25 protein-coding genes are annotated in these 22809 nt (G+C 59.3%); 9 read left to right on the top strand and 16 right to left on the bottom strand.

Annotated elements, in window-relative coordinates; all coding sequences use genetic code 11:
• Window positions 1-33 precede the first annotated feature (33 nt).
• Window positions 34-1536 (bottom strand): glycerol kinase GlpK, encoded by a 1503-nt coding sequence (gene glpK, locus AC1UK9_RS22425; RefSeq protein ID WP_025112388.1) that lies wholly within the window; start codon window positions 1534-1536, stop codon window positions 34-36.
• Between the two features lie 78 nt (window positions 1537-1614).
• A complete protein-coding gene (locus tag AC1UK9_RS22420; protein ID WP_473013452.1) occupies window positions 1615-2466 on the bottom strand; it encodes an MIP/aquaporin family protein in 852 nt (283 codons plus the stop codon).
• Between the two features lie 362 nt (window positions 2467-2828).
• On the opposite strand from AC1UK9_RS22420, the gene ybaK reads away from it, so the two are divergent.
• Window positions 2829-3299, top strand: a complete 471-nt coding sequence (gene ybaK, locus AC1UK9_RS22415; protein WP_400497216.1) for a Cys-tRNA(Pro) deacylase — start codon at window positions 2829-2831, stop codon at window positions 3297-3299.
• A 95-nt stretch (window positions 3300-3394) separates the two neighbouring features.
• Entirely contained in the window at window positions 3395-4177 is a 783-nt protein-coding gene (locus AC1UK9_RS22410; protein ID WP_473013451.1) for a PhzF family phenazine biosynthesis protein, read from the top strand.
• Between the two features lie 116 nt (window positions 4178-4293).
• Here AC1UK9_RS22410 and AC1UK9_RS22405 read toward each other — a convergent pair whose 3' ends face one another.
• Both AC1UK9_RS22405 and argF read right to left on the bottom strand, forming a co-directional pair.
• On the bottom strand, window positions 4294-5403 hold the full coding sequence (locus tag AC1UK9_RS22405; RefSeq protein ID WP_482578520.1) for an ABC transporter ATP-binding protein: 1110 nt from the start codon (window positions 5401-5403) through the stop codon (window positions 4294-4296).
• Window positions 5400-6320 carry an ornithine carbamoyltransferase gene (gene argF / locus AC1UK9_RS22400; protein WP_025112383.1) on the bottom strand — a complete coding sequence of 307 codons (921 nt, stop codon included), beginning with the start codon at window positions 6318-6320 and terminating at the stop codon, window positions 5400-5402. The genes AC1UK9_RS22405 and argF overlap by 4 nt, the downstream gene beginning before the upstream one ends.
• A 403-nt stretch (window positions 6321-6723) precedes the next feature.
• Between argF and AC1UK9_RS22395 the strand changes: the two genes are divergently transcribed.
• From AC1UK9_RS22395 to grxD, 3 genes are all read left to right on the top strand, one after another.
• Entirely contained in the window at window positions 6724-7014 is a 291-nt protein-coding gene (locus tag AC1UK9_RS22395; protein WP_025112382.1) for a hypothetical protein, read from the top strand.
• 137 nt (window positions 7015-7151) lie between these two features.
• Window positions 7152-9257, top strand: coding sequence for a molybdopterin oxidoreductase family protein (locus AC1UK9_RS22390; protein ID WP_482578518.1), 2106 nt, complete (start codon window positions 7152-7154; stop codon window positions 9255-9257).
• Between the two features lie 97 nt (window positions 9258-9354).
• Window positions 9355-9696 carry a Grx4 family monothiol glutaredoxin gene (gene grxD / locus AC1UK9_RS22385; RefSeq protein ID WP_473013448.1) on the top strand — a complete coding sequence of 114 codons (342 nt, stop codon included), beginning with the start codon at window positions 9355-9357 and terminating at the stop codon, window positions 9694-9696.
• A 193-nt stretch (window positions 9697-9889) separates the two neighbouring features.
• Here grxD and bfr read toward each other — a convergent pair whose 3' ends face one another.
• Together bfr and AC1UK9_RS22375 are read right to left on the bottom strand one after the other, a co-directional pair.
• Window positions 9890-10366, bottom strand: a complete 477-nt coding sequence (gene bfr / locus AC1UK9_RS22380; protein WP_482578517.1) for a bacterioferritin — start codon at window positions 10364-10366, stop codon at window positions 9890-9892.
• Between the two features lie 201 nt (window positions 10367-10567).
• Window positions 10568-10786 carry a bacterioferritin-associated ferredoxin gene (locus tag AC1UK9_RS22375; protein ID WP_003227725.1) on the bottom strand — a complete coding sequence of 73 codons (219 nt, stop codon included), beginning with the start codon at window positions 10784-10786 and terminating at the stop codon, window positions 10568-10570.
• Window positions 10787-11099: 313 nt separating this feature from the next.
• Here AC1UK9_RS22375 and AC1UK9_RS22370 point away from each other — a divergent pair, with 313 nt between their 5' ends.
• Complete coding sequence (locus AC1UK9_RS22370; protein WP_003227723.1) at window positions 11100-11702, top strand: peroxiredoxin; 603 nt, start codon at window positions 11100-11102, stop codon at window positions 11700-11702.
• Between the two features lie 74 nt (window positions 11703-11776).
• On the opposite strand, the gene rnt is transcribed toward AC1UK9_RS22370, so the two are convergent.
• Window positions 11777-12454, bottom strand: a complete 678-nt coding sequence (gene rnt, locus AC1UK9_RS22365; protein WP_482578516.1) for a ribonuclease T — start codon at window positions 12452-12454, stop codon at window positions 11777-11779.
• Complete coding sequence (gene pyrC / locus AC1UK9_RS22360; RefSeq protein ID WP_025112377.1) at window positions 12451-13497, bottom strand: dihydroorotase; 1047 nt, start codon at window positions 13495-13497, stop codon at window positions 12451-12453. The genes rnt and pyrC overlap by 4 nt, the downstream gene beginning before the upstream one ends.
• A 160-nt stretch (window positions 13498-13657) precedes the next feature.
• Here pyrC and AC1UK9_RS22355 point away from each other — a divergent pair, with 160 nt between their 5' ends.
• Window positions 13658-14566: a flagellar protein MotY gene (locus AC1UK9_RS22355; RefSeq protein ID WP_473013445.1), complete on the top strand. Its 909-nt coding sequence runs from the start codon at window positions 13658-13660 to the stop codon at window positions 14564-14566.
• Between the two features lie 129 nt (window positions 14567-14695).
• Complete coding sequence (locus AC1UK9_RS22350) at window positions 14696-15913, top strand: argininosuccinate synthase (protein ID WP_025112375.1); 1218 nt, start codon at window positions 14696-14698, stop codon at window positions 15911-15913.
• A gap of 155 nt (window positions 15914-16068) precedes the next feature.
• Here the strand turns inward: AC1UK9_RS22350 and AC1UK9_RS22345 are convergent, their stop codons facing one another.
• Window positions 16069-16653, bottom strand: a complete 585-nt coding sequence (locus AC1UK9_RS22345; protein ID WP_482578514.1) for a hypothetical protein — start codon at window positions 16651-16653, stop codon at window positions 16069-16071.
• A 500-nt stretch (window positions 16654-17153) separates the two neighbouring features.
• Here AC1UK9_RS22345 and AC1UK9_RS22340 point away from each other — a divergent pair, with 500 nt between their 5' ends.
• A complete protein-coding gene (locus AC1UK9_RS22340) occupies window positions 17154-17780 on the top strand; it encodes a response regulator transcription factor (protein ID WP_025112373.1) in 627 nt (208 codons plus the stop codon).
• A gap of 86 nt (window positions 17781-17866) precedes the next feature.
• Here the strand turns inward: AC1UK9_RS22340 and AC1UK9_RS22335 are convergent, their stop codons facing one another.
• The 7 genes from AC1UK9_RS22335 to AC1UK9_RS22305 all read right to left on the bottom strand — a co-directional run bounded on the left by AC1UK9_RS22335 (window position 17867) and on the right by AC1UK9_RS22305 (window position 22725).
• Entirely contained in the window at window positions 17867-18046 is a 180-nt protein-coding gene (locus AC1UK9_RS22335; protein WP_102354951.1) for a PA3496 family putative envelope integrity protein, read from the bottom strand.
• Window positions 18047-18153: 107 nt separating this feature from the next.
• Window positions 18154-18792, bottom strand: a complete 639-nt coding sequence (nth, locus tag AC1UK9_RS22330) for an endonuclease III (protein ID WP_482578513.1) — start codon at window positions 18790-18792, stop codon at window positions 18154-18156.
• Window positions 18789-19370, bottom strand: coding sequence for an Rnf-Nqr domain containing protein (locus AC1UK9_RS22325; protein ID WP_473013442.1), 582 nt, complete (start codon window positions 19368-19370; stop codon window positions 18789-18791). The genes nth and AC1UK9_RS22325 overlap by 4 nt, the downstream gene beginning before the upstream one ends.
• Window positions 19367-19972: an RnfABCDGE type electron transport complex subunit G gene (locus AC1UK9_RS22320; protein ID WP_473013441.1), complete on the bottom strand. Its 606-nt coding sequence runs from the start codon at window positions 19970-19972 to the stop codon at window positions 19367-19369. Before AC1UK9_RS22320 ends, AC1UK9_RS22325 begins: the two co-directional genes overlap by 4 nt.
• Window positions 19969-20952 (bottom strand): RnfABCDGE type electron transport complex subunit D, encoded by a 984-nt coding sequence (locus tag AC1UK9_RS22315; RefSeq protein ID WP_482578512.1) that lies wholly within the window; start codon window positions 20950-20952, stop codon window positions 19969-19971. Before AC1UK9_RS22315 ends, AC1UK9_RS22320 begins: the two co-directional genes overlap by 4 nt.
• Window positions 20939-22159 (bottom strand): electron transport complex subunit RsxB, encoded by a 1221-nt coding sequence (gene rsxB, locus AC1UK9_RS22310; protein WP_482578511.1) that lies wholly within the window; start codon window positions 22157-22159, stop codon window positions 20939-20941. Before rsxB ends, AC1UK9_RS22315 begins: the two co-directional genes overlap by 14 nt.
• Window positions 22156-22725 (bottom strand): electron transport complex protein RnfA, encoded by a 570-nt coding sequence (locus AC1UK9_RS22305; protein ID WP_025112367.1) that lies wholly within the window; start codon window positions 22723-22725, stop codon window positions 22156-22158. The genes rsxB and AC1UK9_RS22305 overlap by 4 nt, the downstream gene beginning before the upstream one ends.
• Window positions 22726-22809: the final 84 nt, after the last annotated feature.

Below are 22809 nucleotides of genomic sequence, written 5' to 3'. Positions count from 1 at the left end.
CAGTTAGATGCCTGTCTGGATCTGAAGGTTGGCTTATTCAGCGTCTTCGCGCGCCCAGTCACGGGTACGGCTGACGGCTTTTTTCCAGCCTTTGTACAGTTTCTCTTTCTCGACTTCGTCCAGGCTCGGTTCGAACTCGCGCTCGATCACTGCCTTGCCGCGCAGTTCTTCCAGGCTGCCCCAGAAGCCGCACGCCAGACCGGCCAGATACGCTGCACCGAGTGCCGTGGTTTCGCGCATTTGCGGGCGTTCAACTTGAGTGCCGAGGATGTCGGCCTGGAACTGCATGAGGAAGTTGTTCGCCACCGCACCACCGTCCACACGCAGGGCCTTGAGGCGTTCGCCAGAGTCCTGTTGCATGGCGTCGAGGACGTCACGGGTCTGGTAGGCGATCGATTCCAGCGCGGCGCGGATGATGTGATCAACGCGCACGCCGCGGGTCAGGCCGAACAGCGCGCCACGGGCATACGGGTCCCAGTACGGAGCGCCCAGACCGGTGAAGGCCGGCACCAGGTACACACCGTTGCTGTCCTTCACTTTATTGGCGAAGTATTCGGTGTCGTGGGCGTCGTTGATGATCTTCAGTTCATCACGCAGCCACTGCACGGTCGAACCGCCGTTGAACACCGCGCCTTCCAGCGCGTAGGCCACTTCGCCACGCGGGCCGCAAGCGATGGTGGTGAGCATGCCGTGCTGGGATTTAACCGCTTTGTCGCCGGTGTTCATCAGCAGGAAGCAGCCGGTACCATAGGTGTTTTTCGCCTGACCCGGCTCGACGCACATCTGGCCGAACAGCGCGGCTTGCTGGTCACCGGCAATACCGCCGATGGCGATGCCGCTCTTGGTGCGGCCGTAGATTTCCGAAGAGGCTTTGACTTGCGGAAGCATCTCGCGCGGGATGTCGAGGATTTCCAGCATCTTCGAATCCCATTCCAGCGAATGGATGTTGAAGAGCATGGTGCGCGAGGCGTTGGTGTAGTCGGTGACGTGCACTTTGCCGCCGGTGAATTTCCAGATCAGCCAGCTGTCGACGGTGCCGAACAGCAGTTCGCCGTTGCGCGCACGCTCGCGGCTGCCTTCGACGTTGTCGAGGATCCACTTCAGCTTGGTGCCGGAGAAGTACGGGTCGGTGACCAGACCGGTGTTGTCGCGGATGTATTCTTCGTGGCCGTCACGCTTGAGCTGCTGGCAGATCTCGGTGCTGCGACGGCACTGCCAGACGATGGCGTTGTACACCGGACGGCCGGTGGTCTTGTCCCAGACCACGGTGGTTTCACGCTGGTTGGTGATGCCGATGGCGGCCACCTGGTCGTGATGCAGACCGGCCTGGGCCAGCGCTTCAACCATCACCGCGCTCTGGGTGGCGAAAATTTCCATCGGGTCGTGTTCGACCCAACCGGCTTGCGGATAGTGCTGAGCGAATTCGCGCTGGGCGGTGCAGACCACGTTCGCATCGCGGTCGAAAATGATCGCGCGGGAGCTGGTCGTACCCTGATCGAGGGCAATGATGTAGTTCTTATTCTGAATGTCGGTCATGTCGATTGCCTTGGACGAAATAAGGGAGAGTGGGCCGTGGCGCGGGCTCGAAATGGGCAGGAACCCGCGCCGACTGTTTCAAGAAGTTCTTGGTTTGCCGTCAATGGCCGGTTCTGCATCCTTTGTAGCAGGTGTGGCGCCGGTCAGGTGACGGGCGATGAGCCCGCGATACCCGGCAGCGCCGAGGCAGGCACCGACAATCGGTGCAAAAATCGGAATCAGGAAGTACGGAATATCACGGCCGCCAGTGAAGGAAATTTCACCCCAGCCGGCGAAGAAAGTCATCAGTTTCGGACCGAAGTCACGCGCCGGGTTCATCGCAAAACCGGTCAGCGGGCCCATCGAGCTGCCGATCACCGCGATCAGCAAGCCGATCAGCAGCGGTGCCATCGGGCCTTTCGGCAGGCCGTTGTTGTCGTCGGTCAAGGCCATGATCACGCCCATCAGGATCGCGGTGATGATCATCTCGACCAGGAACGCCTGGGCGGTGGACAGCACTGGATTGGGGAACGTCGAGAACACCGAGGCCAGCTCAAGGCTGGCGGCTGATCCGCGAACCATGTGATGGGTTTGTTCGTAATCGAAGAACAGGTTGCTGTACAGCGTGTAAACCAACAGCGCGCCGCAGAAGGCGCCGGCGATCTGCGACAGGATGTAGAACGGCAGTTTGCGCTTTTCGAAGTCAGCGAAAATGCTCAGGGCAATGCTCACGGCAGGGTTCAGATGCGCGCCGGAAACCCCGGCGGTCAAGTAGATCGCCATGCTCACGCCGACGCCCCAGATGATGCTGATTTCCCACAGGCCAAAGCTGGCGCCCGCGACTTTGAGCGCGGCGACACAGCCGGTGCCAAAAAAGATCAGAAGTGCAGTACCCAGAAATTCGGCCAGGCATTGGCCGCGGAGCGATGGTTGCTGTAAAGCAGTTGTCATTGAAAACCTCGATTTTTGTTGTTGTCTGACGCGTTTGCCGACAAGGCAGAGCGCGATTTTCCCCGAGGCAGGATCCCCATCCTGTTCCCGGTTTACTGCTGGGTGCTGCGATGATGATAATTCTTACATTATTCAGATTCGAAAAAATATAGACAAGAAACAAACCTGTCAAAGGTCGAAAGTGAACCATCGGTCACAATTAAACTATCAGTCGCCTGAATGATCTCGCGGATGACTGCCGCGATAGCTCTGCGCTGTGCCTGCGAAGCCCGGGAATCGGGGCTTGTGGTAGAGCCTTTTACGGTGTGATGGCCTAGAATCCGGCACAGGTTTTTTCTGTTGATGCCGAGCCTGGAGCTGCCATGACCCCTGCGTTGGACTTGTTGAAAAAAGTTCGTGCCGAACATCGCGTGCACAGTTACGAACATGACCCCAAGGCTGCGTCCTATGGGCTGGAGGCCGCGGAAAAACTGGCATTGGAGCCTGCGCAGGTGTTCAAGACGCTGCTGGCCGCCAGTGAGAAAGGTGAATTGCTGGTGGCCGTCGTGCCGGTCGTCGGAAGTCTCGACCTCAAGGGCCTGGCACAGGCGGCAGGGGTGAAGAAAGTCGAGATGGCCGACCCTGCCGCTGCACAGCGTTCCACGGGTTATCTGTTGGGCGGCATCAGCCCGCTGGGACAGAAGAAACGCCTGCGCACCTTCATCGATAACTCGGCTCAGGGTTTTGCGACTATTTATGTCAGTGCCGGCCGGCGTGGGCTGGAAGTCGAACTCGCGCCAGCCGTGCTGGCCGAACACACTCAGGCCAAGTTCGCCGACATCGGTCGCGCCTAGTGCTCATTGCTGTATGAAGAAAATTGACCGGTTCTGTCACTGGCGCCGATCTGGCCCGGGCTGCATGCTCTGCCGACTGACTTAGGGAGAAGGTTATGCAGCTCGAGTTTTATCAGGTGGACGCGTTCAGTGACCAGCCGTTCAGTGGCAACCCGGCCATGGTCTATCGCCTCGATGCATGGCTCGCGGATGAGTTGATGCAGAAGATCGCCGCCGAACACAATCTGGCGGAAACCGCTTTCGTGGTGCGCGAAGGGGCGGTGTGGCATATCCGCTGGTTCACCCCGACCACCGAAGTGCCGTTGTGCGGGCATGCGACGCTGGCCAGCGCCTATGTGTTGTTTGAGGTCCATAAGGAGCAAGCCGAGCGTCTGGACTTCATCTGCAAGTCCGGGCCGTTGAGCGTCAGTCGCGAGGGTGATCGCCTGTGGCTGGACTTCCCGTCGATCGTGCCTTCGGAAATCGGCGTGACGCTGGATGTCGAGCGCGCGCTGGGGGTCGAGGCGGTGGATGTGCTCGGTTCCAACGAGTTGTTCGTGGTGCTGGAGTCGGAGCAGGCAGTGCTCGACTGCAAGCCGGACATGGTCGCGCTGGCCAAACTGCCTTGGCTCGGCGCGATCGTGACGGCGCGCGGTAATCAGCATGATTTCGTCTCGCGCTACTTCGCTCCGGCGATCGGCATCAATGAAGACCCGGTGACCGGCTCGACGCATTGCAGCCTGATTCCGTACTGGTCCAAACGCCTGGGCAAATCGAGCCTGACCGCATGCCAGCGTTCGGCGCGGGGCGGGGAGTTGTTTTGTCGGTTGGAGGGTGAGCGGGTGAAGATTGGCGGGAATGCGACGCTGGTGGCGAGCGGCACCCTGATCCTCGGTTAACGCAAACCCCCTGTAGGAGTGAGCCTGCTCGCGATCGCGGTACATCAGTCAAATCATCTGTGACGGATGTACCGCGATCGCGAGCAGGCTCACTCCTACAGGGGGATGGTGTTGGATCAGAGGGCTGCGCTGTAGCGGCGGACGCCGTTTTCCGCAGCAGGGATTTGTGCCGCAGTGCTGCCGCTGGCCTGGAACAACACCAGATGTTCAGCGGCAACGCGAATCCCGACCTCTGCACCCACCTGATGGTCGGCATGGCTGGGGAAAATCGACTCCAGTTGCGCACCGGTCGGCAGTTGCAGGCGGTACAGGGTCGAGGCGCCGAGGAAGGTCTTGCCGACGATCCGTGCTTTGAGTGCACTGTCGGGCGCATAAACGATGTCATCCGGACGCAGCAACACATCCACCGCACCGCCTACTGGCCAGGTGTAAGCCCGGTTGCCGCGCAGTTCGCCCAGTTCAGTCTGCACCGATTCCGGGCTGCCGAGCTGGCCGCGAATGAAGTAGCCCTGGCCGATGAAGCTTGCCACGAACGGTGTCGCCGGCTCGTGGTAGAGGTTGTAAGGCGTATCCCACTGCTCCAGCCGGCCTTCCTTGAACACGCCGACGTGATCGCTTACGGCGAAGGCTTCTTCCTGGTCGTGGGTGACCAGAATCGCACTGGTGCCACGGGCCTTGAGGATGTCGCGCACTTCGTGGCTGAGCTTGCGCCGCAACTCGCCGTCGAGATTGGAGAACGGCTCGTCGAGCAGCAGCAGTTGCGGTTCCGGCGCCAGGGCGCGGGCGAGGGCGACACGCTGTTGCTGGCCGCCGGACAGCTCGTGCGGGAAGCGCTTGCCGAGGTTTTTCAGGTTGACCAGTTCCAGCAGCTCTTCGGTAACGCGCTCCTTGTTCGGGTGCTTGCGGATACCGAAGGCGATGTTGTCCGCGACGCTCAGGTGCGGGAACAGCGCGTAGTCCTGGAACACCATGCCGATCCGGCGTTTCTCCGGGGCCAGGGTGAAACCGGCGCTGGAAATGGTCTCGCCACCCAGCTGGATTTCCCCTTCGTGCACCGGTTCAAAACCGGCGATGGCGCGCAGGGTAGTGGTCTTGCCGCAGCCGGACGAACCGAGCAGGCAGCCGATGTCGCCGGCGTTGAGGTGCAGATTGAGGTTCTGCACCACGCGTTGATCTTGATAGCCGCAAGCGAGGTTGCGCAGGTTCAGCAGTAATTCATGGCTCATGCGTGGTGATATGCCGGTTCGACGAGGAACTCGAGCAGGGCCTTCTGTGCGTGGAGACGGTTTTCTGCCTGATCCCAGGCGACGGAGCGCGGGTCATCGAGCAGGTCGAGGCTGATTTCTTCGCCGCGGTGGGCAGGCAGGCAATGCATGAACAGCACATCCTCCGCCGCGAGATCGAGCAGGGCGCGGTTCACCTGGAACGGTGCGAACAGCTTCAGGCGCTTGGCGGTTTCTTCTTCCTGGCCCATCGAGGTCCAGACGTCGGTGCTCACCAGATGTGCGCCGCGCACGGCGTCCTTTGGATCGCGGACGATGGTCACGCGATCGCCGGCCTTGGCCACGAATTCAGGGTTCGGCTCGTAGCCTTCGGGGCAGGCAACGCGCAACTGGAAGTCGAACTGGATCGCCGCTTCTATATAGCTGTTGCACATGTTGTTGCCGTCGCCGATCCAGGCCACCGTCTTGCCCTGGATCGAGCCACGGTGCTCAAGGAACGTCTGCATGTCGGCCAGCAACTGGCACGGGTGCAGGTCATCGGACAGGCCGTTGATCACTGGCACGCGCGAGTTGGCGGCGAATTCGGTCAGGGTGCTGTGGGCAAAGGTACGGATCATCACCGCATCGAGCATGCTCGACATGACGATGGCGCAGTCGCCGATCGGCTCGCCACGGCCCAGCTGGGTGTCACGCGGCGACAGGAAGATCGCCTGGCCACCGAGCTGGATCATGCCGGCCTCGAAAGAGATCCGGGTACGGGTCGAGGATTTCTCGAAGATCATCCCCAGGACGCGGTTTTTCAGAGGCTCGAACAGTACGCCGCGGTTACGCAGGTCCTTGAGCTCAACGCCTCGACGGATCACGCTGACCAGCTCTTCGGGCGTGCAATCCATCAGGGAGAGAAAGTGCCTTGCGCTCATCATTGACTACCTTTTGCTACAAACCGCAGATGCTCAAAGCCTTGTTTAAGTGAACAACGGGCGAGACCTGCGGCGTAAGCCGCACGGGGCGACGAAATAGGGGAAGGCGCGATATTGACACTAAATGTCGCGTTTTTCCAATAGGCTACGGTTTTTGCGGGATTCGGAGGGCGAACCGCCGTGGGCAGTCACGCGTTTGAAGCCGGGTTCAGGACAGCAGCGAGCCCCTTTGTACACTGGCCCCGGCGGGCTTGGCAATCCGGCGTGGCGGGGATGATGTCACTCGGGTCGGTTCAAGACTGCGCGGTTGCGGTTTCGCTTGGTCGGATGCTCAGGCTGAAACATTTGCTAAAGCAAAGTGCTGAGTTATAAATAAGTTTCGAGCGACGCAGGAAGCCTCCGCATGGAATCGAAAGAAAAACTGTTAATGGAATTGCTGGGCCACACGGCTCGCTCACTGACCCATCTCACCGCGTCGGTCACGTCGATGTCCTTCGAGCTGTTGCGCAGCGACGACGAAGTGGTCAAGACCGCTGGCCGTCACATGATCGATCGCATGGCGACCATCAGTGCCGGGCTCGACGAGCACTGGCGGCTGATCGGTGAACTCACTGGCGTGCACGTCGCTCACGAGCAGATTGAAACCATTCAGGAAATCCAGCTGCAGGCGCCGCCCCAACTGCCATCCAACTGATCCTGACGGGCTATCGGCTCGCCTGATAGCCGTCGATTCACAAGACGAACGTCGCTGGCGTCGCTTGCGCACTCGGGCCATAGTTTTGTTCCCGCAGGCTTCACCGTTGCCTGCCCAGAACAAGACAGAGACTGGCCATGACCAAGACTCTCCATCACCGTGCCTGCCACCTGTGCGAAGCCATCTGCGGTCTGACCATCGAGACCACAGAAACCGAAGGCCACATCGCGATCACCTCGATCAAGGGCGATGCCCTCGATACTTTCAGTCGTGGTCATATCTGCCCGAAGGCTGTGGCTTTGCAAGACATCCAGAATGATCCGGACCGCTTGCGCCAGCCGATGCGCCGGGTTGGCAGTCAATGGCTGCCAATCGAGTGGGACGAGGCCTTTGCGCTGGTGGCCGAGCGCCTGGCGGCGATTCAGGAGCGTCACGGGCAGAACGCGGTGGCGGTCTATCAGGGCAATCCGAGCGTGCACAACTACGGACTGATGACCCACAGCAACTACTTTCTCGGCCTGTTGAAAACCCGTAACCGCTTCTCCGCGACCTCGGTCGATCAACTGCCCCATCACCTGAGCAGTTACCTGATGTACGGACACGGCTTGCTGCTGCCGATCCCGGACATCGATCACACCGATTTCATGCTGATCCTGGGCGGCAACCCGCTGGCTTCCAACGGCAGCATCATGACCGTGCCCGATGTCGAGAAACGCCTGAAAGCGATTCAGGCTCGTGGCGGCAAAGTGGTGGTGGTCGATCCGCGTCGCAGCGAAACCGCCGCCATGGCAGATCAACACCTGTTCGTGCGCCCTGGCGGCGACGCGGCGCTGCTGTTCGGGGTGCTCAATACACTGTTCGGCGAAGGGCTGACGCGTGACAGTCATCTGCCGGTCGAAGGCCTTGATGAGGTGCGCGCGGCGGTGGCGACGTTCACCGCTGAGGCCATGAGTCCGCTGTGCGCCGTGCCGGCCGAGCAGATCCGCCAACTGGCGCGGGATTTCGCCGCCGCGCCGAGTGCGGTGTGTTACGGACGCATGGGGGTTTCGACCCAGGCATTCGGGACTTTGTGTCACTGGGTGGTGCAATTGATCAATCTGGTCACCGGCAACCTCGACCGGGTCGGCGGCGCGCTCTGCACTGAACCGGCGGTGGACCTGGTGGCGTCGACCTCGGGCGGGCATTTCAACAAGTGGCAGAGCCGGGTCTCCGGGCGGCCCGAGTACGGCGGCGAACTGCCGGTGTCGGCGCTGGCCGAAGAAATGCTCACCGACGGCGAGGGGCAGATTCGTGCGCTGATCACCGTGGCTGGCAATCCGGTGCTGTCGACACCGAACGGGCGGCAACTGGAGCAGGCGCTGGACGGGTTGGAGTTCATGGTCAGCATCGACCTGTACATCAATGAGACCACGCGCTACGCCGACCTGATCCTGCCGTCGACCTCGGCGCTGGAGAACGATCACTATGACACCACGTTCAACCTGTTCGCGGTGCGCAACGTCAGTCGCTTCAATCGGGCGATCCTCGCCAAGCCAGAGGGTGCATTGCACGACTGGGAAATCTTTGTCGGCCTGGCCAAGGCCTTTGCCGAAAAGACCGGCAAGGAACTGAAACCGACGATGCCGCCGGCGAAGATGATCGACATGGGCCTGCGCATGGGGATGTATGGCGATGCCTCGACGCACCAGCTGTCGCTGGCGACGCTGTTTGATCATCCGCATGGCATAGATCTGGGCGCGTTGAAGCCAAATCTGGCACCGCGTCTGAAAACGCCGAATCAGCGCGTGCAGGCCGCTCCGCCAGAGATCCTCGCTGACCTCGCACGCTTCGCCGCCTTGCAGGCGCCTGCCGCCGACGAGCTGCTGATGATTGGCCGTCGCCACGTGCGCAGCAATAACTCGTGGATGCACAACTATCACCGTCTGGTGAAGGGCAAGCCGCGCCACCAACTGCTGATGCACCCGGATGATCTGGCCAGCCGTGGGCTCAACGATGGTCAGTTGGTGCGCGTCAGTTCTCGGGTCGGACAGATCGAAGTGGAAGTACTTGGCAGTCTCGACATGATGAAGGGCGTGGTCAGCCTGCCGCACGGCTGGGGTCATGCAAGGCCGGGCGTGCAGATGGCGATTGCCAGCGGCCAGCCGGGCTCGAGTGCCAATGACCTGACCGATGAATGTCAGCTTGATGAATTGTCGGGCAACGCGGCGCTTAATGGCGTGCCAGTGACGGTGGCGGCGGCCTGAACGTGACTGTCGGGGAGACCGAGCATGGCGCTCGGGATTCCGTTACAATGCGTCACCGTGCCGACCCATGAGTCGGAAAGTTCAGCCGAGGTGCTCCATGGATATCATCGAAACGATTAAAGAGCAGATTGCCAACAACACCATTCTGCTTTACATGAAAGGCTCGCCGAATGCCCCACAGTGTGGCTTCTCCGCGAAAGCTGCGCAGGCTGTGATGGGCTGTGGCGAGAAGTTCGCCTACGTCGACATCCTGCAGAACCCGGAAATCCGCGCCAACCTGCCGAAGTACGCCAACTGGCCGACTTTCCCGCAGCTGTGGGTGGGTGGCGAGCTGGTCGGCGGTAGCGACATCATGGCTGAAATGTTCGCCAACGGTGAGCTGCAAAGCACCATCAAGGCGGCTGTTGAAGCGGCTGCAGCGAACAAGTCCGAAGCCTGATTGGGCTTTTGTGGGAGCGAGCCTGCACGCGAATGCTTTCTGCCGGTCACAATGTTGCCGGCTGACATGACGCTATCGCCAGCAGACTGACACCCACAGGGATTTCAGCATTGACTGAAGTCCCGGCAATAAAAAGCCCCGCCTCTCGAAAGAGGGCGGGGCTTTTTAGTGTATCGAGTTTAGCGCTCGCTAATTACTCGTCTTCGCCCATCTGCGATTGCAGATAGTTCTCAAGACCGACTTTATCGATCAGGCCCAGTTGGGTTTCCAGCCAGTCGATATGTTCTTCTTCGGATTCAAGAATATCTTCAAGCAGTTCGCGGCTGCCAAAGTCGCCTACCGATTCGCAATGCGCGATGGCGGCTTTCAGGTCGGCGTGGCCGGTCTTCTCGATCCGCAGGTCGCACTCCAGCATTTCCTTGGTGTGCTCGCCGATGTGCAGCTTGCCCAGGTCCTGCACGTTCGGCAGGCCTTCGAGGAACAGGATGCGCTTGATCAGCTTGTCCGCGTGCTTCATCTCGTCGATGGACTCGTGGTACTCGTGCTTGCCCAGCTTGTTCAGGCCCCAATCTTCATACATGCGTGCATGCAGGAAGTACTGATTGATCGCGACCAGCTCATTGGCAAGGATCTTGTTGAGATGCTGGATGACTGTAATGTCGCCTTTCATGATGGGAGTCCTGCCCTGTAATAGCTGTATATAAGGCGGAGTTTGAGCTTGGTATTTATAAGTGTCAAACCTAAGTTATTGAATAATAAATGAAATTAAATCTGAATAAGAATGTTTGTGTTCCGCGTCTAGCGCCTAACCGTTTGATTTGCGGGCATAAAAAAACCGGACATATGTCCGGTTCTTTGAAATGAGGGGTATTCAAGCAGCCGTAAATTCTACAGGGTAGGGGATCGCAGCCTGGGCGGTTTGCAGCTTGGTCAGGGTTTCGCGCACCACTTCCTTGGCAAGGCAGGCACATTTGCCGCATTGGCTGGCGACGCCAGTGGCCTGGCGGACTTCTTTGTAGCTGCAGCAACCTTCATAGATCGCTTCGCGGATCTGTCCGTCGGTGACGCCAGTGCAGAGGCAAACATACATAAGTGAGAACCGTCGCTGGTTGTGACTCAATTGCGATGGATCTTAATGTTAACGAGAATGATTGTCAAAGTGCTTTCTGAACGCTTCAGCTGATTGACAGCCGTGACCGACGAACGGCGATTGCTGGCTTTTTGCCTGGCCCCGCAAATGCAGCACCGTTATCCGCTTTGGGTAAAAAACCGTTAAGGACAGGCCAAAAACGCAGTGTATGATGGTCGGCCCTTGCGAAGAGGGTTCGTGTCACAGGGCTGTCGCCTGAGGGTGGCAGGCTGGCCCGGACCCTGAACTTCAAGTTATTCACCAGGAGATATCCATGAGCGTACTCGTAGGCAAACAAGCCCCTGACTTCACCGTCCCGGCCGTACTCGGCAATGGCGAGATCGTTGACAGCTTCACTCTGTCCTCGGCCATCAAAGGCAAATACGGTCTGGTGTTCTTCTACCCACTGGACTTTACCTTCGTCTGCCCGTCCGAGCTGATCGCTCTGGACAACCGCATGGCCGACTTCAAGGCACGCAACGTAGAAGTGATCGCCGTTTCGATCGACTCGCACTTCACCCACAACGCCTGGCGCAACACCCCGGTCAACAATGGCGGCATCGGCCAGGTGAAATACACCATGGCTGCCGACATGAAGCACGACATTGCCAAGGCTTACGACGTTGAGTCCGAAGGCGGCGTGGCTTTCCGTGGCGCGTTCCTGATCGACGACAAAGGCGTTGTCCGTTCGCAGATCATCAACGACCTGCCGCTGGGCCGTAACATGGAAGAGCTGATCCGTCTGGTCGACGCTCTGCAATTCCACGAAGAGCACGGCGAAGTCTGCCCTGCCAACTGGAAGAAAGGCGACAAAGGCATGAACGCTTCGCCAGAAGGCGTTGCGGCGTACCTGACCGAGAACGCTGCGGCCCTGTAAGGCGCAACGTCGAGGTACAAAAAAACCGGCCCAAGTGGCCGGTTTTTTTATGCGCGGGATTTGCCCGACGAGGATCAGTCGTCGAAGTCTTCCCAGCCGCCCATCTGTTTCCAGCGGTTGACGATGCCGCAGAACAGCTCGGCCGTCTTCTCGGTGTCGTAACGCGCCGAGTGCGCTTCACGGCCATCGAAGTCGATGTCGGCGGCCTGACAGGCCTTGGCCAGCACCGTTTGACCGTACGCCAGGCCAGCCAGCGTCGCGGTGTCGAAGCTGGAGAACGGATGAAACGGGTTGCGCTTCATGTCCAGTCGGGCCACGGCGGCATTCAGGAAGCCAAGGTCGAAGCTGCTGTTGTGGCCGACCAGGATCGCCCGTTTGCAGCCGTTGGCTTTCAGTGCCTTGCGAATACCACGGAAGATGTCGATCAGTGCGGTTTCTTCGCTGACCGCCATGCGCAGCGGATGATCAAGCTTGATCCCGGTGAACTCCAGCGCTGCTGCTTCGATGTTGGCGCCTTCAAACGGCTCAACGCGGAAGAAATAGGTGTGGTCCGGGTAAACGAAACCCTTTTCATCCATGGCGATGGTGGTCGCGGCAATCTCCAGCAGAGCGTCGGTGGCCGAATTGAAGCCCCCGGTCTCTACGTCAACGACAACTGGCAGGTAACCGCGAAAACGCGCTGCCATTGGATGACGGGAACCGCCGCCGCCACCTTGACCGTCCAGTTCGTCGTCGAAATGGTCATCACTCACGCGTGTTCCTCCAGCAGGCGCCAGCGCAGTTTTTCACCGGCGCGCAGCGGGATAACGTTCAGCTCGCCGAATGGCAGGCTGGTCGGGGCGGTCCATTCTTCACGGACCAGGGTGATGCGATCGGTATTGGTCGGCAGGCCGTAGAAGCGCGGGCCGTTGAGGCTGGCGAACGCTTCGAGCTTGTCCAGCGCGTTACGCTGTTCGAAGGCTTCGGCGTACATCTCGATAGCGGCGTAGGCGGTGTAGCAGCCGGCGCAACCGCAGGCGGCTTCCTTGGCGTGCTGGGCATGCGGCGCCGAGTCGGTGCCGAGGAAGAACTTCGCGCTGCCGCTGGTGGCGGCGTCGAGCAGGGCTTCCTGATGCGTATTACGCTTGAGGATCGGCAGGCAATAAAAGTGCGGCCGAATCCCGCCCACCAGCATGTGGTTGCGGTTGTACAGCAGGTGGTGCGCGGTGATGGTCGCGCCAACGTTGGCCGAAGCCTCGTTGACGAACTGCACGGCGTCGCCGGTAGTGATGTGTTCGAACACCACTTTGAGCGTTGGGAAACGCTCGACCACACGGCGCATGTGTTCATCGATGAAAATCTTTTCGCGATCGAAAACGTCGACATCGCCACGGGTGACTTCACCGTGGATCAGCAGCGGCATGCCGACTTCGGCCATGGCTTCCAGCGCCGGGAAGATCTTGTCGATGCTGGTCACCCCGGAATCGGAGTTGGTGGTGGCGCCGGCCGGGTACAGTTTGGCGGCGTGCACGAAACCGCTGGCCTTGGCCTCACGAATTTCTTCGGGCTGGGTGCGGTCGGTGAGGTACAGCACCATCAGCGGTTCGAAGCGACTGCCGGCCGGGCGGGCAGCGAGAATCCGCTGGCGATAGCCGTCGGCTTCGGCGGCATTGCGCACCGGTGGTACCAGGTTGGGCATGATGATGGCGCGGCCAAAGGTGCGCGCAACATCGGCAACGGTATTGGTCAACACGGCACCATCGCGAAGATGAATGTGCCAGTCGTCGGGACGCAGCAGGGTCAGGCGGTCGGACATGAGGGGATTCCAGGCGGGTCAAACTGAGGGGAATGCTACCGGAAAAGACTCTTGCAGGCACTCGCTATCAAGTTTTGCGGGAACCTTCCGATATCCCGTAGGTATGCCGTAAACATAGTGTGAATCGGTCTTTGTGTTACAGAAGCCAATGGAGCCTCCCGTGCGCCAGCGATATTTAGCCTTGCTCAGTGTGTTTGCCAGCCTTCCCGCGATGGCGCTCACCTACCAGACTCGTCTGGAGAACATTGAGTGGACGGTCGAGGGCGACAAGTTCGAGTGCCGCCTGACCCAGCCGATCACCGATTTCGGCTCGGGCCAGTTCGTGCGCAAGGCCGGTGAGCAGGCGATTTTTCGCCTGAATGCCTACAACGCCATGCTCGGCGGCGGTTCGGCGACCTTGCTCGCGGCCGCCGCGCCATGGCAGCCGGGGCGCAACGACATCTATCTGGGCAGTGTCAGGATCGGCACCGGCAACGTGCTGTTCAACAGTTCGCAATCTCAGGCCGGTGGCTTGATCAGCGGCTTGCTCGACGGTCGTAGCCCGGTGGTGCGCCGTGCTTCCGGCGATGGCCGGGTGTCTGAAGTACGCCTGCTGCCTGTCAAGTTCAGCAAGGCTTTCAACGACTACCAGATGTGTGTGGCGAAATTGCTGCCGCAGAATTTCGATCAGGTCAAACAGTCGCAGATCGGCTTCCCCGGCGAAGGCACCGACCTGGATGCCGATGCCAAGGCCAGGCTGCAAGTGATGCTCGAGTACATGAAGGCCGATCCGACGGTCAATCACATCGAACTCGACGGCCACTCCGACAACAGCGGCAACCGTCTGACCAACCGTGAACTGTCTCGCCGTCGCGCGCTGGCGGTGGTCGATTTCTTCAAGGCCAACGGCATCGCCGAATCGCAGATCACCGTGCGTTTCCACGGCGAGCAATACCCGCTGGTTCCGAACACCAACGCAGCCAACCGGGCGAAGAATCGCCGGGTCAGCGTGAAGCTCGCGCGGGTGGCGCCGACCGCCGCTCCAGCGCCGCAAGCCAGCACGCCAGGCAATACTGCGGCAACTTCCTGACCTGCCGGTCATCGTCGCGCTCTCGACAGATTCTGTCGCTTTGTCGTCTTAAGCTGTCGCGCCTCTGTAAATTATCGCATTTGAGCGGTAGACTCCTCGGCTTTCCGTAGAACCCCGTGGAGTGATGGCATGGCGGACGTAAACAAGGTCGTTCTGGCGTATTCCGGCGGCCTGGACACTTCGGTGATCCTCAAGTGGCTGCAGGATACTTATAACTGTGAAGTGGTGACCTTCACCGCTGACCTGGGTCAGGGCGAAGAGGTCGAGCCGGCTCGCGCCAAGGCTCAGGCCATGGGTGTCAAAGAAATCTACATCGATGACCTGCGCGAAGAGTTCGTGCGCGATTTCGTGTTCCCGATGTTCCGCGCCAACACCGTTTACGAAGGCGAGTACCTGCTGGGTACTTCCATCGCACGTCCGCTGATCGCCAAACGCCTGATCGAAATCGCCAACGAAACCGGTGCTGACGCCATTTCCCATGGTGCTACCGGCAAGGGCAACGACCAGGTGCGTTTCGAACTGGGCGCCTACGCGCTCAAGCCAGGCGTGAAAGTGATTGCTCCATGGCGTGAGTGGGACCTGCTGTCCCGCGAGAAGCTGATGGACTACGCCGAGAAGCACGCGATCCCGATCGAGCGTCATGGCAAGAAAAAATCCCCGTACTCGATGGATGCCAACTTGTTGCACATCTCCTATGAAGGCGGCGTGCTGGAAGACACCTGGACCGAGCACGAAGAAGACATGTGGCGCTGGACCGTCTCGCCAGAGAACGCTCCTGACAAGCCGCAGTATCTGGAACTGACTTACCGTAACGGCGACATCGTTGCGCTGGACGGCGTTGAAATGACCCCGGCCACCGTACTGGCGACGCTGAACCAGATCGGTGGTGCTCACGGTATCGGTCGTCTCGACATCGTTGAAAACCGTTATGTGGGCATGAAGTCCCGTGGCTGCTACGAAACCCCGGGCGGCACCATCATGCTGCGCGCGCACCGCGCCATCGAATCGATCACCCTGGACCGCGAAGTCGCTCACCTCAAAGACGAGTTGATGCCCAAGTACGCCAGCCTGATCTACACCGGCTACTGGTGGAGCCCGGAGCGTCTGATGCTGCAACAGATGATCGACGCTTCGCAGGTCAACGTGAACGGTGTGGTTCGCCTGAAGCTGTACAAGGGCAATGTGATCGTGACCGGCCGCAAGTCCGACGATTCGCTGTTCGATGCCAACATCGCGACCTTCGAAGAAGACGGCGGTGCTTACAACCAGGCCGACGCGGCGGGCTTTATCAAGCTCAACGCGCTGCGCATGCGCATTGCTGCCAACAAGGGCCGCAAGTTGTTCTAAGCCTCGCAGGCCTGTAGGGAAATGGCGGCTGGTCCCAGTGACACAGCCGCCATTTTTTTGTTCTGTACTTGCCTGACCTTCTTCCACTCGCGCTTGTGGCTACGTTCAATCCCGCCATTTTCTTGATTGTCCACATCTGTCCTCGACCCGGGGCATCACACCTCCCCCAGAATCGCAGTGCTCAGCGTATTCACGTTGTGAGCAATAATGGTTACTCCGCCTGTGCCTTTCTTCGATTGTTTGAGGAGGCTGAGCGTGATTTGCCTGAACAGAATGTCAGATGCAGGATCGGTCAGAAGTAACACTGCCTCGGCCGATTGTTTGTCGGGACGCGGAAAGTGTTCGGCCATATTTCTGAACGCCTGTGCGCTGCTCAGCGGGCGAATGTCTATGGTACGCAACGTGCCGATCCGCTTGGGCAGTCGAATGCTGTGCTCAATCCATGGCGGGTCTGGCGAATACGCTCTGCTCCTGATGCTCTTCAACTCGTCGGCGATCTTCAAGAAACTGTCGTCCTTGTTGAAGTCCGAAGGCGCATACAGTGAACGGTAGTTGAAGTTGAGAGTCACGAAAAACAGCAGTAGCAGGTAAAACGGAAAGCTGATTAGAAACCAGACATAGATTTCCCGTTCATTACTGCCAAGAAAGGGCAGGGAAATGGCCGCCGATGATTCGGAAATAAATGCAAATATCACAATTACAGTCATGGGATTGGTGATTTTCTTTTTGATTTTTATCATGGTGTTTGCTCATTAGTGTATTTTCCATTGTGGTTGTTGAATGGGTTGTGGGGAGTTTAAAGTTCTACGGATGGCGGTCTTTTTTATATTAAAAAAAGTCAGTTGGGTAGAAGTGTCTTGTTTCAGGTGTTTATTGTGAGGCGCGCGGTTCGTTGTTTTATTGTCTACCCAGTCGGGTGTTGTCTGGCGCTACGCTGATTCATCCATGAGGCCTCGCATCGACAATGCAATTTCCGGCGTCTTTCGATGATTAGCTGGCCCGAATGAATTGTGCAGGCAGGGCTGTCAGATCGTAGTATTTTTCACATCTAAATACCGCTCTGAGAAATACCAACGCCATGCCGATAACTCTGGTGTTGGTTTTTTTGTAGGAATAGTCTTTATTTGTTGTAGGGAATGTCTTTGGCGGGGCGTGTAATGGAACTCTCTTGTGCCATGTCGCAAGTGACTGGGCTATTGTGCCGGTTCTAAAAATTCGAACAGCGAAACTGGACTTGCCCATGAATAAAGTGTTGATCGTGGATGATCACCCCGTCATTCGTCTTGCTGTGCGTATGCTGATGGAACGTCATGGCTACGAAGTTATTGCAGAAACAGATAATGGTGTGGATGCGTTACAACTCGCACGCGACCAGATGCCGGATATTGTCATTCTGGATATTGGAATACCGAAACTTGATGGGCTGGAAGTTATTGCGCGCCTGAACTCGACGGCGATGCCATTGAAAGTTCTGGTGCTGACTTCACAGGCGCCGGGGCATTTTTCGATGCGCTGCATGCAGTCGGGGGCGGCGGGATATGTCTGTAAACAACAGGATCTGACAGAGTTGCTCAGTGCGATCAAAGCCGTTCTGTCCGGTTACAGCTACTTTCCAAACCAGGCCCTGCATACCGTGCGTACCAGTCTGGGGAATGCCAGTGAGTCCGATATGGTGGATCGTCTTTCGGGGCGCGAAATGATGGTCTTGCAACAATTGGCGCGTGGCAAGACCAACAAGGAAATTGCCGATGGCATGTTTCTCAGCAACAAGACAGTCAGTACCTACAAGACCCGTCTGTTATTGAAGCTCAATGCCCGGTCGCTGGTGGACCTGATCGAGCTGGCACAGCGCAACGGGCTTGTCTGATGGTCCGGACTGCCGAAGGATCATGGGACGCCGGTGACAGGTTCTTCAGACAGTAAAAAGCCTCCGGTTCGGGAGGCTTTCAAGTGTCAGAGATCAAAATCGTAATCGGCCAATTGCTTTTGCAGTCGGCGCTCCTCAAGCAGGTTATCGATGGTGCGGCGTTTGCTCAGGTTGGTCTTGGCGACTTCGACCACCGGTTCGGCGTCGTCGGTTTCCGCAGCGGTGAAATCCTCATCTACATCCAGTTGTTCTTTGCTGTCAGTCATAAGGTGAACTCCAGGCTAAGACTGCCTTTGGCGCTCCTTATATCGATATTCCTGCTGCGGGTAAAAAAGATTTTTTCAATCGACGAATCAATAATTCCAATAGCCACTCAATCGTCCGAGGTTTTGTGTTTGTACTCACACAAATCTTCGATCCGACAGCTGCCACAGCGCGGCTTGCGGGCAAGGCACACGTAGCGACCGTGCAGAATCAACCAGTGGTGAGAATCCAGCAGGTAGTCTTTAGGTACAAACTTCATCAACTTCTTTTCCACCTCGACCACATTTTTACCCGGGGCGATGCCGGTGCGGTTGCTCACGCGAAAAATGTGCGTGTCGACCGCCATGGTCAACTGGCGGAACGCGGTATTGAGCACCACGTTGGCGGTCTTGCGGCCCACGCCGGGCAGGGCCTCCAGCTCTTCACGGGTTTGCGGGACCTCACCATTGTGCAATTCGACCAGCATGCGGCAGGTCTCGATCACGTTCTTGGCTTTGCTGTTGTAGAGGCCGATGGTCTTGATGTATTCGGACAGTCCTTCGACGCCCAAGGAGTGAATCGCTGCGGGGGTATTGGCAACCGGGAACAGTTTGGCTGTGGCTTTGTTGACGCCGACGTCTGTCGACTGCGCCGATAGAATCACCGCAATCAGCAATTCGAAGGGCGAGGAGTAGGCAAGTTCGGTTTTCGGCTCGGGATTGTCTTCATGCAGTCGACGAAAAATCTCAAGGCGTTTTGCGGCATTCATGGGTGATGTGTTTCCTTGGAGAGAGCGTTCGAGCGAGTCCATGCCTGGCGGGCAGCCAGCAGCAGTCCCAGCAGTATGAGAGCGCCGGGGACCAGTGTGACCAGGTGCAACCCTTCGTTGAACAGGATCAGACCTTGCCAGTGTTCTGACAGACCACCACCGAGATGGCCCTGACCGAACAGCTCACGCAAGACTGCCAGCATCAGTAGCAGTCCACTCGACAGGCCAAAAAGCTTCAGGCGCTCGACCAGCGCCTGACGAAAGAATCCATTGTATTCCAGCACCACGCATTGCAAGGCGATCAGCCCGGCGTAGATCCCGAGTGTCTGGTGCCACTGCAACCCCCAGCGCTGCGCGAGAATATTGGCGCAACTGGTCAGGGTGGCGGCCAGCAGCAAGCTGGCCAGCAACGCAGCGCTGTCAGACAGTCGTGAACGCAGTGGAGCGATACACACCGCGTAAACCGTCACGACAACGCTCGACATCAACAGCATCCCCAGCGCGCCGGCCAGCGTGGTGCTGGTACCCAACAACAGTGCCAGCACCAAGGCGTTGCTCAGATTCGTCGGCCGGTTCATGGTGTGATCCCCAGCAAGGTTGACCGGTGCTCATCAAAGTAGCGCAGGGCGTCATGGATGGCATCGACGGTGGCACGGGAAGTGATGGTTGCGCCCGCCAGTTGGTCGAACTGTCCCTGATCCCTTTTCAATGCCCAGCCCGCATCTTCGGGTGCACTGCGAGATTTCCCGGAAAAACCGGCCAGCCAGTTGTTCGGCCAGTCGCCGACGTGCCCGCCGAGCGCTGGCGTTTCGTTTTGCCGCAGGGTTTTCACGCCCAGCAGTCTGCCATTGGCATCAATGGCGATCAGCAATTCGATGGTGCCGGCATACCCCTCGGTCTGCGTGCGCAACAACACCGCCACCGGCAGCCCGGCTTTGCTGGCGCGGTAACCACCCAGTAGCGTGCTGCGGCGCAACGTCGTGTCAACCAACGCCAGCGGTTGCTCCAGCGGCTGATTGTCGTAGGCATCAGTGGCGAGCACATCCAGCAGCTTGCGACTGTCGAGCAGGCGTTGTTCGATGGCAATCTGCGGGGCACTGGCGCGTTGCAACCCATAGACCAGGCCGAGACCGGCAGCGGCTATCAGCACCAGTGTGATGACAGAGGCCGCGCGGTTCATGAGTTCACCTGTGCCTGGCGGGCGGCGGCAAAACGTTCCAGTGCCGGTACACAGAGGTTCATCAGCAACACGGCAAACGCAACGCCGTCCGGGTAGCCGCCCCAGGTGCGGATCAGATAGGTCAGCAAGCCGGCACCGACGCCGAACAGCAGTCGGGCCAGCGGGCTTTTTGCCCCGGACACTGGTTCAGTAATGATGAAGAACGCGCCGAGCATGGTCGCGCCACTCAGTTGATGAAACAGCGGCGAGCCATGGGAGTCTGAGCCCGAGCCGTTCCAGAAGAGCAGGCTGACGACAAACAGGCTGGCCAGCATGCCGACTGGCGCCTGCCAGCCAATCACCCGACGTTGCAACAGCAACAGCCCCCCGGCGAGAAACGCCAGATTGACCCACTCCACGCCGAGCCCGCCGAAACGCCCGAATGCCGGATTGGTGGCGAACAGCTCATCCATGGTCAGGCTTTTATTGATGCGCAGGCTGTCCAGCGCCGTGGCCTGAACCCAGGCGTCCGGCGCCTGACCTGCGTTGAACACCTGATCAAACGCTGCCAGCAGATTCATCCCGTGCGCCGGCCAGTGCGTCATCGGTTGCGGGAACAGCACCATCACCAGCACAAAACCAAGCATGGCCGGATTGAACGGATTTTTGCCGATGCCGCCGTACAAGTGCTTGCCGAACAGCAGTCCCGAAGCGATCGCGATAACGGTCAACCACCACGGGCAATAAGGCGGCAGGGCAGCCGCCAGAAGGGTGGCACTGACCAGCGCGCTGCCGTCGCTCAGCGTTGGTTGCAGCGGTTGTCGGCGCAGGCGGGTGACGCCCGCCTCGACGAGTAACGCGGCGCTCACCGCCAGCATCAGATTGATCAACACGCCCCAGCCGTAGAGCCAGAACAACGCCAACAGCCCCGGCAGCGTGGCGAGCAACACCCATTTCATCGCCTGTTGCAGGCGCTCATCCGGTGCTTCACGGGGCAACATGGTCATGTACCTGACGCTCGGCGTCTTGCAGGCGAGCGCGGGCCTTGTCGAGGGCTTCGCTCGGCGTGTCGGCACGGCGTTCGAGTTTGCTCAGGTCGGCGCGGGCGTAGGCCAGTTCGGTTTTCAACTGGCGGAGCTGGCTGTCGATCGGACGTTTTTCCACGCGCACGAGCTCAGGCGCCGGCTGTTCACTGGATGCTTCGGCAGTGTGCAGGGCTTGCTCGGCGTCACGCAGAGCCTGTTCCAGCGTGGCGATCTGTTCCGCTGGCGCCTCGGCGGTCTGGGCTTTTTTCAGTTCGGCGCGACGCATGGCCAACTGGATTTTTGCTCGTTTCAGGTCCGCGTCTTTCGCCGGGGCTGTGGCCGTAGCCGTAGCCGCTGGAGCGCTGGGGGTGCTGCTTTCGAGTTTCGCCAGCGCCTGCTCGGCAGCTTCGAACTGCTGTTGCAACACGATCAGTTGCGACTGCTGCTCGAAAGTCGGTGGATGGCCGAAGGCTTTCAGCGATTTGTGCAATTGTGCGCGGCTCATGGCGACGTCGATCTTGGCTTTTTTCAGTGCCGCGTCGGCGGTCGCGGCTTTCTGCGCGCGGACGCGTTCCAAGGCTGCCTGCACCGGATCGAGGGTGGCCACAGCCGGTTGCGCCGCCCGTTGCGCCCGGGCTTCGCGCTCAGCCTGTTTCTGTTGTTCTTCGCGTTGCAGGCGGGCGTTGCGTCGCTCAAAGCGCTGGCGCGCGTGGTCACGTTTGGCGGTACGTGCGCGCTGTTCTTCAAGGCTGGACGCCAGACCGCCGACCACCGGCAAGGTGCCGAGCGGCAACGGATGCATCTCGATGCAATCCACCGGGCAAGGCGCCACGCACAGGTCGCAACCGGTGCATTCGTCGATCAGCACGGTGTGCATCAGTTTCGCGGCGCCGACGATGGCGTCGATCGGGCAAGCCTGAATGCACTTGGTGCAGCCGATGCACTCGGCCTCGCGGATGTATGCCACTTGTGGCGGTGCCGAACCTCGGCTGATGTCCAGTTCCAGCACTGGCACATTCAGCAGCTCAGCCAGGGCGGTAATGGTTTCGTCGCCGCCCGGTGGGCATTTGTTGATCGGTTCGCCATCGACGATGCCTTGCGCATAGGGCTTGCACCCGGGGTGGCCGCATTTGCCGCACTGGGTCTGCGGCAGGAGGGCATCGATGAGTTGAATCAGACTCATGTTTTGATCAGTCCACTGAAGCCGAGAAAAGTCACTGCGATCAGTCCGGCGCCGATCAGGTCGATCGGCAAGCCGCGAAAGGGCAGGGGAATGTCGTTGTCGGCCGTGCGCTCGCGCAAGTCGTTGAACAGGCTCAGTACCAGCCAGAAGCCCAGTCCGGCGCCGATGCTCAGTGCTGTTGCCTGCAGCAGGCCCCGATCATTTTGCGCATTGATCAAGGCCAGGCCCAGCACGCCGGCATTGCCCAGCAGCAGCGGCCACAGTCCGTCGAACGGCCAGTCGGGCAGCGCATGCGTCAGCAGTTTCAGGATCGGCGCGATCAGCAACACGCTGAGCGGCAAGAACACAAACAGGTGCAGCGCCTGCAGTTGCAACGGCACCAGCAGCCAGTGCCAGATCAAATAACCGATGACCCCCGTCACCAGCATCAGGCATGTCGTCGCCAGCCCCAGCGCATGCACCTGACGCCGGCTGCCGGCCAGCAACGGATCGACGCCCAGCGGCCAGTGCAACACGAAGTTGTTGAGCAGGGCGGCACTGATCAGCGTAAGCACAAGTTCAGTCATGGTTCTGCCAGCGAAACGGGCGAGTGTCTCTTAAGGTTAGGCATTATCCGGCCAGATATGAAAAATCCCACAGGCCTGCGGAAC

This window comes from Pseudomonas sp. AK-TSAG1-1, from assembly GCF_056821665.1.
This window is presented reverse-complemented; position numbering and strand designations above follow the sequence as displayed.

Excerpts from the sequence above, each read along its gene's own strand:
- glpK (WP_025112388.1), bottom strand. The coding sequence starts at position 1,536 with ATGACCGACATTCAGAATAAGAACTACATCATTGCCCTCGATCAGGGT.
- AC1UK9_RS22420 (WP_473013452.1), bottom strand. The coding sequence starts at position 2,466 with ATGACAACTGCTTTACAGCAACCATCGCTCCGCGGCCAATGCCTGGCC.
- ybaK (WP_400497216.1), top strand. The coding sequence starts at position 2,829 with ATGACCCCTGCGTTGGACTTGTTGAAAAAAGTTCGTGCCGAACATCGC.
- AC1UK9_RS22410 (WP_473013451.1), top strand. The coding sequence starts at position 3,395 with ATGCAGCTCGAGTTTTATCAGGTGGACGCGTTCAGTGACCAGCCGTTC.
- AC1UK9_RS22405 (WP_482578520.1), bottom strand. The coding sequence starts at position 5,403 with ATGAGCCATGAATTACTGCTGAACCTGCGCAACCTCGCTTGCGGCTAT.
- argF (WP_025112383.1), bottom strand. The coding sequence starts at position 6,320 with ATGAGCGCAAGGCACTTTCTCTCCCTGATGGATTGCACGCCCGAAGAG.
- AC1UK9_RS22395 (WP_025112382.1), top strand. The coding sequence starts at position 6,724 with ATGGAATCGAAAGAAAAACTGTTAATGGAATTGCTGGGCCACACGGCT.
- AC1UK9_RS22390 (WP_482578518.1), top strand. The coding sequence starts at position 7,152 with ATGACCAAGACTCTCCATCACCGTGCCTGCCACCTGTGCGAAGCCATC.
- grxD (WP_473013448.1), top strand. The coding sequence starts at position 9,355 with ATGGATATCATCGAAACGATTAAAGAGCAGATTGCCAACAACACCATT.
- bfr (WP_482578517.1), bottom strand. The coding sequence starts at position 10,366 with ATGAAAGGCGACATTACAGTCATCCAGCATCTCAACAAGATCCTTGCC.
- AC1UK9_RS22375 (WP_003227725.1), bottom strand. The coding sequence starts at position 10,786 with ATGTATGTTTGCCTCTGCACTGGCGTCACCGACGGACAGATCCGCGAA.
- AC1UK9_RS22370 (WP_003227723.1), top strand. The coding sequence starts at position 11,100 with ATGAGCGTACTCGTAGGCAAACAAGCCCCTGACTTCACCGTCCCGGCC.
- pyrC (WP_025112377.1), bottom strand. The coding sequence starts at position 13,497 with ATGTCCGACCGCCTGACCCTGCTGCGTCCCGACGACTGGCACATTCAT.
- AC1UK9_RS22350 (WP_025112375.1), top strand. The coding sequence starts at position 14,696 with ATGGCGGACGTAAACAAGGTCGTTCTGGCGTATTCCGGCGGCCTGGAC.
- AC1UK9_RS22345 (WP_482578514.1), bottom strand. The coding sequence starts at position 16,653 with ATGATAAAAATCAAAAAGAAAATCACCAATCCCATGACTGTAATTGTG.
- AC1UK9_RS22340 (WP_025112373.1), top strand. The coding sequence starts at position 17,154 with ATGAATAAAGTGTTGATCGTGGATGATCACCCCGTCATTCGTCTTGCT.
- AC1UK9_RS22335 (WP_102354951.1), bottom strand. The coding sequence starts at position 18,046 with ATGACTGACAGCAAAGAACAACTGGATGTAGATGAGGATTTCACCGCT.
- nth (WP_482578513.1), bottom strand. The coding sequence starts at position 18,792 with ATGAATGCCGCAAAACGCCTTGAGATTTTTCGTCGACTGCATGAAGAC.
- AC1UK9_RS22325 (WP_473013442.1), bottom strand. The coding sequence starts at position 19,370 with ATGAACCGGCCGACGAATCTGAGCAACGCCTTGGTGCTGGCACTGTTG.
- AC1UK9_RS22320 (WP_473013441.1), bottom strand. The coding sequence starts at position 19,972 with ATGAACCGCGCGGCCTCTGTCATCACACTGGTGCTGATAGCCGCTGCC.
- AC1UK9_RS22315 (WP_482578512.1), bottom strand. The coding sequence starts at position 20,952 with ATGTTGCCCCGTGAAGCACCGGATGAGCGCCTGCAACAGGCGATGAAA.
- rsxB (WP_482578511.1), bottom strand. The coding sequence starts at position 22,159 with ATGAGTCTGATTCAACTCATCGATGCCCTCCTGCCGCAGACCCAGTGC.
- AC1UK9_RS22305 (WP_025112367.1), bottom strand. The coding sequence starts at position 22,725 with ATGACTGAACTTGTGCTTACGCTGATCAGTGCCGCCCTGCTCAACAAC.